The 15035-nt window shown below is 35.5% G+C and carries 6 protein-coding genes and 1 pseudogene; 2 read left to right on the top strand and 5 right to left on the bottom strand.

What is annotated here, in order from left to right; all coding sequences use genetic code 11:
* Positions 1-70: 70 nt before the first annotated feature.
* Entirely contained in the window at positions 71-2203 is a 2133-nt protein-coding gene (locus DER53_RS11105) for a Piwi domain-containing protein (protein ID WP_062755455.1), read from the bottom strand.
* 248 nt (positions 2204-2451) lie between these two features.
* Here DER53_RS11105 and DER53_RS11100 point away from each other — a divergent pair, with 248 nt between their 5' ends.
* Positions 2452-3705 (top strand): deoxyguanosinetriphosphate triphosphohydrolase family protein, encoded by a 1254-nt coding sequence (locus tag DER53_RS11100; RefSeq protein ID WP_062755457.1) that lies wholly within the window; start codon positions 2452-2454, stop codon positions 3703-3705.
* 495 nt (positions 3706-4200) lie between these two features.
* Here DER53_RS11100 and DER53_RS11095 read toward each other — a convergent pair.
* Positions 4201-5391 (bottom strand): annotated as a pseudogene (locus tag DER53_RS11095) (ISL3 family transposase).
* A 218-nt stretch (positions 5392-5609) separates the two neighbouring features.
* On the opposite strand from DER53_RS11095, the gene DER53_RS11090 reads away from it, so the two are divergent.
* Positions 5610-6578: a hypothetical protein gene (locus DER53_RS11090; protein ID WP_062756381.1), complete on the top strand. Its 969-nt coding sequence runs from the start codon at positions 5610-5612 to the stop codon at positions 6576-6578.
* Positions 6579-6713: 135 nt separating this feature from the next.
* Here the strand turns inward: DER53_RS11090 and brxL are convergent, their stop codons facing one another.
* The 3 genes from brxL to pglX all read right to left on the bottom strand — a co-directional run bounded on the left by brxL (position 6714) and on the right by pglX (position 14990).
* Positions 6714-8747, bottom strand: a complete 2034-nt coding sequence (gene brxL / locus DER53_RS11085; RefSeq protein ID WP_062756379.1) for a protease Lon-related BREX system protein BrxL — start codon at positions 8745-8747, stop codon at positions 6714-6716.
* A gap of 20 nt (positions 8748-8767) precedes the next feature.
* Positions 8768-11323 carry a BREX-1 system phosphatase PglZ type A gene (gene pglZ, locus DER53_RS11080; RefSeq protein WP_062756377.1) on the bottom strand — a complete coding sequence of 852 codons (2556 nt, stop codon included), beginning with the start codon at positions 11321-11323 and terminating at the stop codon, positions 8768-8770.
* 127 nt (positions 11324-11450) lie between these two features.
* Entirely contained in the window at positions 11451-14990 is a 3540-nt protein-coding gene (gene pglX / locus DER53_RS11075) for a BREX-1 system adenine-specific DNA-methyltransferase PglX (protein ID WP_062756375.1), read from the bottom strand.
* Positions 14991-15035 lie beyond the last annotated feature (45 nt).

Below are 15035 nucleotides of genomic sequence, written 5' to 3'. Positions count from 1 at the left end.
AAGCAATGACTCTCTGCTTCTACAAATCCCAGCAATCCTTAGAGAGTGGCGGGAGAGCAACCATTCCATATCACACAAACGGCAATGCCCGTTCATGCTTTGAACGCGGATGAATCAGCCCGCGGTTATGGAAAGTAGAACTTAAATCGGCGTAATGGATCGTAATCGGCAAGCGTGTCTTCAGCATGGAATGAATATGCATAAACGATAGCTTATATACATCAGAAACAATCTCATGAACAGACAGACCATTCGTTTTTTGTACAATTTTTACAAGTTGAGCCATGCCAACAAACTCTTTCGGATCTGTCGCACATAAATACGCCGTGTTTCCCTTTGAATAGTATATTCCTTGCTTTGTCACCCATTTTTTATTTGAATAAATAGCCATTCTTCTTCGCGGTTTTTTTATGATTTCTACAAAATCAAAAGGAATTTGAAATGATCGCAAATAAGCTTGCAAAAAATCTAGATCCTCCCGACAAATACCATCGCGGTGAAAAGTAATATGCCGCGGCTTTGCTCCATAGATTTGTTCATAGCTGTATATGCTTTCATTCACAATCTCTTCCATTGTAGAATTGGCGATGGTTTCTCCCGCTTCCGCCGTGGCCACTGATTTTTGTTTAATGATTTTTCCATCGCGTCCAATAACTTGAATGATCCCAGAGACGTGCTTTCCGTGTTCATGGCTGACATCCAATCCAATGAAACAGTCCGAATGCATAGGACTAGCCAAAATCCAAGGCTGAATTCCTGCCTTGGCATAAATACCCAGAAAAATATTATAGTAGTGAAAGATATTATTTTCCGTAACTAAAGAAGAAGTGAACCCAACAAATTGCGTCATCAAGTCTTCTTTTCCGCCAAATTCTTTTTTAATCGTAACGTAGGCGCGATCAATATTTTCTTCTGTTCCAATGACCACTACTACTGTTCCGCGGAACTGGTCAGTAATGGATTTCAAATGATACGACAAGTTATCTTGCTTAAAAAAGTCTTTTGGCAATTGACCGTATAGTTGGCGAGGCTGATCGGAAATATTAAGCTTTACACCAAGCGCTTCAGACATTGATTCTAGCTTTTTTACAAAATATCCCACTTCTTTTCGCTTTTGTGGGTCATAGTTCAGCTCTGGATCGATGAAAAAACTGACGGCTACACTGCTCGGTTCATACACTCCCGACTGCTTAAGCCCTCTATAAATCTCATTTGTTTTATATCCTTGTCCAAACTCCATTATCGGGGAATCCAACTCATTAACATCATAGCCTAGGTTAACCGCCCGCACATTTTCTTTTTTGAACGTCAACACTTGTTGTTGCCTAAGCAAGCGGAACGTTTCTGTATAAAGCTTAGACATTTTTTCATTTGGTGACAGCTTAATCAGGCGATTCACTTCCTTCGTCATCGATGGCGGCAATTGCTCATATGAACAAGTTAACTTTAATAAATGGGGCAAATAAGGAAGAAGATGACCGTCTCTGCTTTTTACATGTACGACCGGTGTTTTTTCATGAACGCTTTTTAGCTTCCATCGCTCATTTTTTTCCAAATAATAATCAATAACACTTTGTTGGAGAAACGGACTTTTTTGCCCGGCTGTATAGTCGGCAATTTCTACAAATGTGTAATAGTATGCCCGCCTATTAAATGGGTCGACGACCTCCATCCCTTCTTTGAGTAACGATGGGTCGGTATCGATAAAATCTTGTAATGTTTTTCGATATTCAAAACGGTGCTGATAATCAAAACCGACGAAAATATCTCCATTTTCTTCGACTGAAAAGGAAATATAGATCGCCGGATGAATGCTAATTTCACCGACATGCATCGATCGTTCATTGGCTAAACGGAATAAGTCGTTATCCATCTTATAGCTGCTTTTACAACGATTCTCTAATTCTTTCTTTAATAATTTTTCCAAAATTGTTCTTTCCATAGGCAAAGAACATTGAATGGGCCGATATTCGTGCTGAATATAACGATGATCTCCCCAATGACAAATCTCTTCAAACGACGCTATATACTGTCCATGCGCCGCCACCGTTATGTACGAATTTAGCTTTCTCAGTTCATAAGCGATCGAGTGGGCATAAGAATATTTTTCGTGCGGATTAGATAAAGGAACCGTATAAAGATGAATGGCAATATCCGACGCTTTTTCATTCGCTTTACATTCAGAAAAATAATAGTGATTCACAATCTCACCGCCTTTCCAAATCGATCCATTCTATATTATATCATCATCTCTTGCAATTATAGTGAAAATATCATGACTTGAAACAAAACTCTGAATATATGTTCATAAAACGCATCTCCTTGGGAATAAGGTAGAAAAACAAGAGGTAGACTAAAGATTATCCGAATTTTAATAAAAATTTCGATAATTATTTAAATTGTTATAAAATAATAGGGGATGATACTAAGAAAAGCAAAGGGGGTTCTTTCATGAGTTCTGGTCAAATCGATATTTCAAAGATGATTGAAGAGGGACAAGAAATAGCAAGCAATCAAAATGAACTTCACACATTTCGCCAATATGACGATTTATTTATTTCTACTAAGCAAGATGAAACAGATGGTTGGAGAGATCCGTTCCAACGAGATTATGCTCGCGTTCTTCATTCTTCTTCATTTCGGAGATTACAAGGAAAGATGCAACTCCTCGGCACTCAAATAAGTGATTACTATCGTACCCGTCTTACTCATTCGCTTGAAGTGAGCCAAATTGGAACAACCATTTCTAGAAAAATAGAACATGAAGGTGTTAAAGTGAACTCGGCATTGGTTGCGATGGCATGTTTGGCACATGACATTGGCAATCCGCCATTCGGTCATTATGCAGAAAAAGAGCTAAACAAATTAATGACAGATGATGGAGGATTTGAAGGAAATGCACAGACACTTCGTATTCTCTGTAAATTAGAAAAGAAAAGTTCTTATTATGATGGTCTTAATTTAACAAAAGCCGCTTTATATTCCGTTGTTAAATACGGTGTTTATAACACATCAGATTGGCAAATTGAACAACAAAAATTTCTTTATGAAGAAAATAAGCAGAATTTAGAAGATAACGGAAAAATGAAAATCCAAACGATAGAGGCACAAATTATGGAACTCGCAGATGACATCGCTTACTCTACTCATGACCTTGAAGATGGATTAAAATCAGGAATTTTATCGATAGACGCTGTATTAGGGCAACTTGAAACTGAAGAATTAAGAAAGGAATTTCAAGAACTTTTACAACATGCATATAAAAACTGCGGCGCGTCATTTGGTGACGCTGCATTTAAATCGATTACTTCTACATTAATCGATACCTTTATTAAAGACATCGGTGTAGTCGAGTTAACTGAAGAACAACGCCGAAAGAAAGGTACCTCTTTTAAATACGGCTTAGGATTGCGAAGAAAAGCAAAGTTAATGGATGGATTAAAAAAAGCTGTAAGGCATATTCTCATCGAAAAACCAAGTGTAGCGTTATACGAAATCAGAGGAGCGCAGATAGTCAATCGCTTGTTTGAGCTCTTAAATGATGACAAATATGAAAGACTACTTCCTCCTGAGTATCGAGCGTTAATTCAAAAAGGAGAACCAAAAAAGCGTGTTGTATGCGATTATATAGCTGGAATGACAGATCATTACGCTGAACAACTTTACAAACAGTATTTCGGAGAACTAAATTCGCTTAAACTGTAATTTACAATTAGTAGGTAAGCGAGCCTATTGCTAGCTTATCTCGCTAATAAACGTCTCCTTGTTATTCTTCAAATTAGCCAATCAGCCTCCTAACCAACTTTGTCTATTCATTTCACAGAGTCTAAGGGCTGACAGCTTTGCTGCATATTTGAGCATATATAAAATAAAAAGGAGAACTAGGAAACATCAATCGCTCCCCTATTCTTTAAAAAATTGTTTTATGTATTCTTACTTTCGTTATAAAGAGTTGGTGATTACATGTCCAATATAAAAGTATATGAGATTTATCCGCACATAAATATTATGGGTCTTCACCATTTTCTGTGATTTCTAACTCAATCCTAGAAACGTGTTAGCTGGATGAAATAGGTTCATCAGTCAGGATCCTTCTTCCGCATACAGACCACGAAGTTGGTAGAATGGAAACAGTCAAGTGCTTTCCTTGACGGGTTCCATTCTACCAACTATCATACCGATAGCGGAAGAAGGGAGCGCTTAAGCAGCCTGACTACCTGTAGTGTTCCCTGTACACTCCAGAAATACACGCAAACGAAACCGTTCTAGATTTCGATAGCCATATGCCCGGCGTTTGATGTTTTTGATCTTGTGATTCGTCCCCTCGATTCGGGCATTCGTATATGGACACAAAAAGTAGGAAAGAATAGGCTCCTTCCACCTTTCAAGCGTGTTGGCTGCTTCCTGAAACGAAGCAAAAGGGCTCTGTTTGGCTAACTTAATCCATTCTTCCAAGCGTTCCTTTGCTTCGTTATATCCATCGGTTCGGTAAAAATCCCGAAACAACTCTTTCAGATAATAAGCAATGGAAAGTGCCGGATACTCCTCCAAGATATCGTCTAATCGAAGCCGTTGGTCCTTACGAAGCTTTTCACAGCCTTTTAAGAGAAGATATCGAGCCTTTTTCAATGGAGAAAATTCCTTTCTTGCTTGATCCAAGGCTTGTGTCACTTTTTGAACCACATGGTACTTATCGATGACAATCGAAGCAGATGGAAACAGGGAGCGAACCGCCTTATGATAAGGTTCCCACATGTCAAGAATCACCGTTTGGACCAGTTCTTTCGACAGGACATTTTGGCTCAACAAGTTGATGGCGGAGTCACATTGGCGATCGGCATGCATTCCCATGACCGATCCAGCTCTGGCATCCATCAATACGGTTTCATACTGATGTCCCTTTTTTACAGCGATTTCATCTAAGCTAAGCACCATCTCTTCTTGAGAAGATGCTTCTATCGCTGTTTGGCGCTCTTTTGCTTTTTTCAATGCGATGGAGTAATAAATGCGTTCCAATGTCGTATATGGAATACGGTGCTTTCGGCTAACCTCTTGAATGGTGGAGCCTTCACAAAGTTCATACAAGTACTCACAAAATCGATTGGTGTAGTGTTGATTGGGTGGAATCGATTCCAAAGAGGCGGAAAACACTTGGGAACAATTCCAGCACCGATAGCGCTTTACCTTTACGAACAAGTACACCGGTTGATGGAAAATCGCCAAATCCCGTACTTTTCTTGTCCGTCTGTCGTGGACAGAGGAAGTGGCAAACCCACAATGAGGGCAACGTTCCTATGTCTCTGTTTTCTCTACATGAATCGCATAACCATAGGAAAGAAGTTCGTGTTTAATCACTTTAAATTCTGGCAATCCTAGTGATATAGAAAGCACTTACGAGACCTCCCTAATGTTTATTTCACCGCTAACATTATTGCCAGGATCTCGTCAGTGCTTTCTCTTTTTTGTCACTAAATCACAAAATTTGGTGATGAACCAATATTATTAAGGATGAATTACAAAATAAAGATAAAACAAAGATAAAAACTGGCATTATTCTTACTTTACCGTATAATCTCTTCTTAGATCCTAAAATAACTTATGAAATTAAATTGCCTGACGAAGAGAAAATCCATACCTTAAGAGTATCGGAAAGGATTAATAATTACGGAAAAAGTCTTTTTGAATGGTATGGAATTAATAATATAAATAATGAGAATTTAGACGACTTTTCTGCATATACGCGAGTTGGAGATCGGTTTGGAAAAAACTCTTTTTGTAAAGTAGAAATAGTTATAAACGATTATTATGAAATCGATAAGTCTACTAATGATAAGCTTTTTCAATCCTGCTTTACCTATTTAGAAAAAGTATGCGAAGTTTACAACTATTTTATAGACATTTACGCATCAGTAACTAGACATAAGCAAATTAGTAAATTAAGTATAAGGGATATACATCACTTTAAAATATTCCATGCACAAGAGTACGAGGTATTAACGTGTATTGAAATCGCTGCGTTTCACCATCTAACGGCTTATGATAAAAATTATGTAAATTCTGCAGGTAATGAACTTAATACAGAAATTCAAAAAGAACTTTTCAACAATAATGAATTAAGAATGCTGAAAAATTTTGGAATCGATGCAATAAGACAGTTATTCTCTGGGAATTATCTTCTTGGTATTGTAGTATCTATTATTCAATTAGAAGGAATGCTTCACAACTTATTTTTCATTGCTTACAAAAAAATGGGTATGACAAGTGAAAAACAAATAAATAACGAAATAGATAGTTGTGGCGTAAGATTAATGCTCGACAATCTTTCAAATACAATCAGAAATGATATCTATCAAAAAGACATTCTCCCGTTTTTAGATGATGTAATTTTAGCAAATAAAATTCGAAATAAGTATGTACATAAAGGTAAAAATCCTTATATGATAAAAACTTTCGACCAAGCAGAAAAGCTTATAAACATAGTAAATAAATTCTGTCATGTATTAGAGAATATAATCACAAATAATACCGATGCAATATTACCCACTAAAATTATAAAAAAACAGGGATCTCCTAAATAGAAAAAGTCTACTTAGGTATTAATTCATTCATTATTCTTAAGTAGTTTTCACATAGTTTAATTTCCATTAGTTCATACTACTTGTAATATGTGATGTAAAATAAAAAGGAGGGGCTCCCCTCCTTGAAATGAAATATTATTCTACCCCTAGCGCTTTAAATACCGCATCTTCCGCGCTTTGATAGAATGAAATTTGAAATTTAGCAAATAACTCCGGTGGAACGGTTGGAATATCCACTGCTGATGTCATTGGCAGCAAAATACGTTTTGCTCCGGCATCAAAACAAACTTGAAGTACGTTTGCTAGCTCTTCTACTTTATTAATCGTTCCACTGATACTAATTGAACCTAATACGACAAGTTGGCTTTGCACAGGTTTATTTAACGCTCCTGAACAGAGAGCAATAAAGGCGGCGAGTGATAAATCTTTTGTAAGTCCTACGCCATTAATATCTTGAACATGCATCAAATAATCTTTTGTTGTGACACTAATTGTTCCACTAATATTTTTATTGTTCGCGCGAAAATAGCGGAATGCTGTTTCAATGCTCTCTTTCGCCTCTCTGTCCGTACCTAAACCTGTTTTTTCAAACTTTCCGGATCCGCTGACTACTTCTGTTTCTAATTTATACACTCCAATCATCCCCGACTTCCCATGAGAAACGGTATAAATATGCCCTGGTTTTCCCATACCTTCAGGGATGATTTTACCTCCCCCTTGTTCTGGGACAGAAACAAATTCTTCATTTAATGTTTCGTTATCAATATAGGAAAAATGAACATCGTAAAACTCCATACCACCAATTTTTTTCAGCTGCTCTTTGACACGTCTTCTGCCGATGAGCGCATATCTTAATACTTCTTCTACTTGTTCTTTCGTAAATTCTCCGTTTGGATAAAGCAACTTAATCAAACCGGAAACCGTTTTACGAACGGCAATGACATCACGTTGATTAAGATTATTGCCAAGTCTAAAATATTTATCAATTGCATCTGAAAACGAACGTTTTCTCATCTCACGGAAAAATTCGGCAAGATAATCCGTAATAAACCCATAATCATTCGTAAAATATTCTGGTCTCATCTTCGGAATTTCCCAGCCTGGCAAATAATAATGCATACGGTCAAAAAACGCAGCATCATTGGCTATTGCCTCTGGAAATGGGTCAAATAGGTGTGAAGTTTTGAGTAAAACATCTACACTTTGATTAATATTCCCAATAAACACCATGGAGGCACTTGCGTTTTTTTCTTCTCGCCCTCTCGCAAACGATCCAGAAGCCATATAGTCTTTCATAATTTGAATACCGTCTTTATCCTTAAACGTAATTCCCGCTACCTCATCAAATGCCACCGTATCCCATAAACCAACAAGACCAATTTTTCTAGTTGACATATTATAGAACAAGTTGGCAACCGTTGTTTGACCACCTGAAACAAGGATTGAGTTTGGAGAAATTTCTTTGTAAATATGAGATTTCCCTGTTCCTCTTGGTCCAAGTTCACATAAATTATAATTATTTTCTACAAGAGGAACCATTCTTTCTAACATATGCCATTTTACGTTGTACTCTAGTTGGGTAGGCTCCATACCAATGGAGCGGATTAGGACATCAATCCACTCTTCTTTCGTAAAATGTCTTCTTTGATTTAATAAATCTTCCAAATCCATATTCGGCATTTGAATTGGTGTTAAACTGCTAATTTGAAATGGACTGACGTTGCCGCGAATTTCTTCATCGTAATAATATTCCATTTTTAAAATACACCAAATGCCTCCCGCTAATAATTTTTCAAATTGTTTAATATAATGCGGGGAAATCACGACATTTTTTAAGCCTAGGTTGGAAAATTCCGCTTCATAAATATCTTTCTTTTCATTCAACTTTGCAGTTACTTTATCAATAACCGTATACTTGCCCAATTCTTTAATTTTCGATTTAATTTTTTCTGCTTCATCTGGACGAACAAAATTCTCTGCCAAAATCTTTTTTACCATTTCTACACCATCATTGATGCTGTCTTCATCATCCGTCGCACAGTACATCCCTAGTAAATACTCTAAAACATAGACTGGTACATTCGCGCCTTCTTTAATTTTTTTTGTTAAATCTTTACGAACTACTTTTCCCGGAAAATACATATTTAATTTTTGACTAAGCTCGTCCATCCCACTACCCCCATCTCATATTAAAAACCAAAATCGTTGGAGAACGCTAAATCAATAATAAACGGAATTTTTTCGTAGACCGTTTCTGCTTCTTCATCTTCTAATATGAGGTAATACTTTTTCGTTTTATCATATTGCATATTTCGTAAAACAAATTTTTCTCGATATGTTCGATGTGCGGGATTCGCTGATTGGCTATCCGCAATAATAATATTTTCATTAGAAATCCGATTTCCTTCTTCGTCAACAAAATAGAGTTTCAATCTTAACGGAATTTTTTTATCTTCTACCTTTTCAGTTTGGAAAAATTCTAAATACGTAATCATATTCGTAATTTTTCTCGAAATGTTGGTTAAACGCACTTCTACTTTTCTAACCGCGTTTTTCTCCGATTTACTACGGTCATTTTTAAACTTAATAACAGGTATTACAATTTCTTGCGGCATAACGCCACCATGCACATAATTCGCACCTGCTCCTTGCTTTTTAAATCGATTTGTCCCTCTAGGAACAATCACATATCGTTCGTTATCTTTTCCAAATAAATCCCTCATTGTAAAGGTTAAAGTTCCTTCGATATGTTCGGCCTTTTTAGTAATGATAAATCGTCTATTATCAGCATTAGCGTTATCCACTTTTGCCGAAATCTTATCTCTTTCCTGTAAACGTCCTCTCTTATAAATAAACCCATGATCGGCAGTAATATAGATATTCGTCGCACTTAAATCGTTCACTAATTGATTAATAAGTTTCTTTAACTCTTCAATTGTTTCATCTACAGCTTGGAATACTTCCCGCTCTGTTGCAGCATGATCTCCCTTGGCATCAATTTGATTATGGTAAATGTAAATCAGCTTTTTACCCGAAAATAATTCTCGAAACTTTTTGCGATTCATATCTATAATGTCATCGTATTGCACTGCAATCGCATCTGGATGATATTGCAATAAAATTTTTTCTCGATTCGCAGTAGTTAAAGAATTGATACCGTTAACGATAACATTCATTTGTTCATCTAACTCAATATTTTTATGAGGAAGAAGGCTTGCCATGCCGAGTTTTGTAAAAGATGGGATGACTCCTTGCATAAATGTGATTTCTGTTGAAGCTTTTCGTTCTATATTCAGTTGATCACATAACTCTTTGGCCGCTTCATAACGCAATGCGTCAGAAATAATAACAAATACGCGCTCATCTTTACTCAGATGAGGTTGAATGAATGTTCTATAAAAGTCGGTTTGCTGCTCAATACCATCAAGGCGCCAGTCGTTTAATAATTCCTCTTCTACTGAATTAGACCAATGAATAGCCAACTCATCTAAATATCCATTGATATACGTATTCTCAATATACTCTTGAACAGACTCTAACCGCTCTTTATATTGAGCCCGATCAAAAGCTGAATAAAACTTTCTATACGCTTTATCGATTTCATAATAGTCGGTTACATAACGTTGTAACATATTATAAGTTGAATCACGTTTAATGTTTTTTCCGATATCGCTATATTTTTTTAATAATTGGATTGCCCAATATAACGCTTCGTATTCTTGCTTAAATTGAGAGTACCAGTGCAATGTACGTCTGGCTAAAATGACTGCAGTTTGCTGTTCAAACTCCTCGACTCCACTTGAAACTTGTGCAGCTAATCGCTCAATAATCGTTTCGTCGAATATAGGGAATAGGTCGCATTGTAAGAAATCGTTTATATCCCATTCTTTTATGTAACTTTTTACATTCATTTTTTCTTCAAAAACAACAGCCAATTGATCATAGTGCTCTTTATCGACAACATGATTCATAAAATGGTCCATAAAAACAACACAGTTTGTTCTTTCCGAAGAAATATAATTTTTCCACGCTTCTGGGATTGGAGCTTGTAACGTTTCACTTAAGCTAGTGACAATAAAGAAAATAAATAATTTCTCAAGCGACTTGTCGCTTAAGTTATATCCATAGTACTTCTCCACCAAGTTCCAAAACGCATTTGTATCTCCGTATTTCTCAATGGCTTCCCAGAGCTTTCTCTCTTCTTGCAGCATCTCTTTAAATAAGGCTTTCAAAACTTCTTCTAAACTACATTTATTTACTTTACATAATAAAGATAAGATCGCTAAATCAACGATTTCCTCTGTATAATTTTTTATGTTTAAAGCTTCAAACGCTGCTGTACGTTCTTTACTTTTGAAGAATTTCATATATTTCTTGAAAACCGGACGTAATGAATCGTCTTTTATTCCTAAATTTCTCATAATCACTGTCGTTCGATCCGTTGAAAATTCAGTGCTATATTTTAAAACATCAATTAACCAGTTTTCTCTTGGAGTTGGTTTTGGCATCGCTGCATATATTAAAAAATGCGAGTTAAGGTCGACTTTTTCCAACTCATACTTCGTCGCAAAATAGTTATTTTCTGTTAAACGCCAAATACGTACCCCATCCAAAGCTAATTCATCAATTTCGTCGATAAACTCACCTTCTTCGTCATACCAAAAAACAATATGACGCTTCTTTCCTTCAGTTAGTTCTTTATTGAACATCTCCTGTAAGACACGCGTAATTTCCTTTAAGTTCACTTTATTTTTCACCTCAATTTGAAAAATGGTTTAGTCTCATGAGACCAAACCATTTTTCAGTTTTATTCATTCAATTTCTTCGATGTTTCACCGTAAAAACGTTTCGAAATGCGATAATTAAAAGGAATTAAATTTTAGCCAACAAGTCCATCACTAACGGTTTTTTTCCTTCACCTTGAGGCACCTTTATACCTTGGAATTTAGCATAATTCACTTTTACGCCATCATCAAGATCAATAGAGATTTTCTGGTTCGCAACATGAGCCATTACTTGGTCATATTGCATGCATTCAAGCAATTGTTTTTGAATTTTTTCCTTTTTCTTTCTTGCTTCAGTTTTTTCCCTTGTTGAAACATCCGAATCCATAATCATCTCAAGACGTTTTATCTCCGCTTCGTATTTACGTTGCAATAGGTGCAAGTAGTCTGTCCGTACTTTAGCAACTGTTCCTTCATCGTAACGATGCATATAAATTAACGCTTTAAAACCATCATTTTTCCCGCTATCAAACAACCAATAAATCGGACGCTTTTGATATGTTTGTACATGGTCTTTGTAAAATTCTTTTAAGAAATAACGGCGAATTCGCTGTCGAGATGTTTCATTCGCTTTTCTTGTTAGAGCATCGGCAATAAAGTCGAGATTTTCTTCTAATGTTTCTTCACCAAATGTAACACGAACAAATTCCACAAAACGGCTTACAATATCATCTTCAAAATACTCATCATCCGTGATCGGAATCACATTATCAGGATCGACTTTAAACGTTACATACTTACTTTCATCAAACTCTCCGCCAGCATATACTAACCCTTCTTGATCTAATGAATAGCGGCCGAACATACAGCCAACGGCATAAGAGATAAACGACTTAATATCTCGTTCCTTATCCGCTTTGCGAATGGTGACATCCTTCTCATCCACTTCTGGCGTTAATTCATCTTGTAACCCATAAATCTCAATGAAAATACGGTTTAGCTCTTCTTCATTTTCTTTTAATTTATAAAATTGTTGTTCAGCAAATGCTGCCCAATTATTGAAAGCTTGTTCGATAGTCTTAGCTGCTTTTTTATAGGTTAGTAAAGGATGTTTTTTAAAGTCCCAGGATGTTTCAAAAGAGTCCCAGTCTTTTTTTGAAACATCAACGCAGTCAATTGCAATCTTTCTGATTCTATCTTCACACCCTTTATGAATTATTGGTAGATTACTTATTTGCCCTACCTCATAATTCATTGTAGGACTCATAAACTTAAGAATTTCGTTAATTAGATTAGAGTTAAGAGAACCAAGTAAGACAAATAAATCCTCTTCAGTAAAAATAGAACATCCGGCAACATCGAATAAATATCCATGTGGAATGTATCTAAAAGAGATAGAAATATTCGTTACTTTGCACCAGGAGATACACTCCTTAAAGTAATACTGCGGACTTCTTATTACAGATTTTTTAAAGTTTCTTAATTCTTGCCCATCATTCTCCCAGTTAATAACATATTCATTATTTCCGTACCACTTTTTATAACCTCCACCCTTATTATAAGGAAACCATTTCAACTTACTTTTTTTTGCGTCTGTACTATTTGTAAAATTAAACCCAATTCGATTTATGTCGACTTCATGCCATATTCTTAAAAATCTGTCGTTATCGGCGGTTGCTAATCCCTGTTTAGCATCACCGATTTCAGATATACGATCAGAGTTAATAAAAATACTTAATAATTTATCTGATATCCAATATGCAATTGGTTTACCCGGTATTACAGAAAAATTACTTGTTAAATTAGAGAAACGATAATTTACATTTGGATTTTCAATAGCTTCTAGTACTTTAATTGGTTGTAGTTCTATCCCTTTAAAATCAGACAATCTTATAAATTCGCCGCTAACATCTGATTTGTAATTTCTTAATGTGAAAGAACAAACAGGTACAACAGCAGCTTCAAAAGAATTATACTCTAATTGTATTAATGAACTTATTGTCTTAGTTTCAACTATAAGGTTTCTTAATTTCTCATAAGAGGAAATAAACATCCAAACATAAGGCGTTAAGAAACCGATTTGTCCGTTTTCTTTTACTTTTGTTAATGAATATTCAATAAATGCTGCAAACAAATCAGACTTATTGTCTGGATAATTTGCTTTCATAAACTCACTTAGATCATCATTCATATATCTATTCCCCATATAAGGCGGGTTCGTGACTAAAACATCATAAGTATCTTTCATTATTTTTGCTTGTTTTATTAGCTTTGGAAGAACATCAAGCACTTTTTCTTTAATAAGTTCCTCAAATAAATCAGCTGGTGCATTATTTTTGATAAAATTTAACCTTTCTTCAAAAAAATTTTCATCAAAGTCTCCAACCTTAATCAAAGAACCATATATATTAGCATTATGGAAAATATCAACAAAGTTTTTTGTTCTTTCATAATTAGGACCTTGACTTTCACCTGCAATGTAAACAATATCTTCTTCTGTTAACTGATTACTTTCCTGAATATACGCCAAATTTAAATTCAAACCATATTGTTTAATATCTCGTAAGAAGCGTCTATTATATTGCAACCCCTTCATAATCAATGAAAAATAAGCTAATTGATAAGCACGTTTATCAATATCTAATCCATAAAGGTTATTTTCAATGATTAATCGTGGGATTTCTCGCTCACTATAACCACAGCGTATATATATTTCATAAAGAACATCGAACATATAAACGAGAATATGTCCACTTCCCATTGCTGGATCAAAACACTTGATATCCTCTACTTTTAACTCTTTATTTATGTAAGGTGCTAACTTTTCTTCAAAATCAAGTTCCTTACTAGGATTTTCTAAATAAAAGTCCCAACCACTTATGAGATCCCTATCCTCAGGATGTGATTCAATCCAATATCTTCCTAATGAGTTTTGAACCATATACTGAACTATCCATTTTGGAGTAAATAATTGTGTTGCATATGGAATTTCATGTGTTTTGTATTTCTTTTTCGCTTTAATTACTCTGTCTTTTTCTTCAAAAATATAATATTGATACAACCAGCCAATAATCTCTACTTGCTCTTTCCAGTCTTCTTCATCGATCATTGTCACTAAATCACGAATAACCGAACCTTCTTGAAGAAGATTGTCTGGAAGGAGAAGCTCTGTATAGTCATTAATTTCTTCAAACATGATGGGCAATATCTTGTTGAGCTCATTACATTGTCTGATTAATAAATACTTATATAAATCCGCCGTGTTGTTTTCATCTTGCAGACGGTAAACAATGTCGTAATCCAAATCTAAGTCTACCTCTAATGCTTGGGAAATGATGTCTGGCTCTGTTTTTTCAGGATCGATTGACGAAAGAACGCGTACCCCTGTTGGTAAATAATCATTCACTTCCATAAAACGTAACGCGATAAAGCGATTAAACCATGTATAAGCTACTTCTTCGATTACTTGCTCATAGCCTTTTTCTTTTATTTTCTCAATCAGCTTTTGCCGCTGCTTTAGTTCATATTTTTTAAAAAACTTTTGGTTAATGCGGAAACCGTCTTCAAATAGTTCTGGTTCTTTTATTTCCTTTTCTGTAATTCCTAACTCATACGCTTTTTGTTTGACCCCATCGATTAATTTGCGACGAGCAGTAACAGCAAAGTTTTTAATCGCCGATTTATTCATAACCCTTTCCTCCATATGATTAGTGATAAGGGAGGGCGTTCGCCT

Source organism: Parageobacillus toebii NBRC 107807 (assembly GCF_003688615.2).
GTDB lineage: Bacteria > Bacillota > Bacilli > Bacillales > Anoxybacillaceae > Parageobacillus_B > Parageobacillus_B toebii.
Note: the sequence above shows the minus strand (reverse complement) of the source record. Positions and strands in the feature narration are given on the sequence as shown.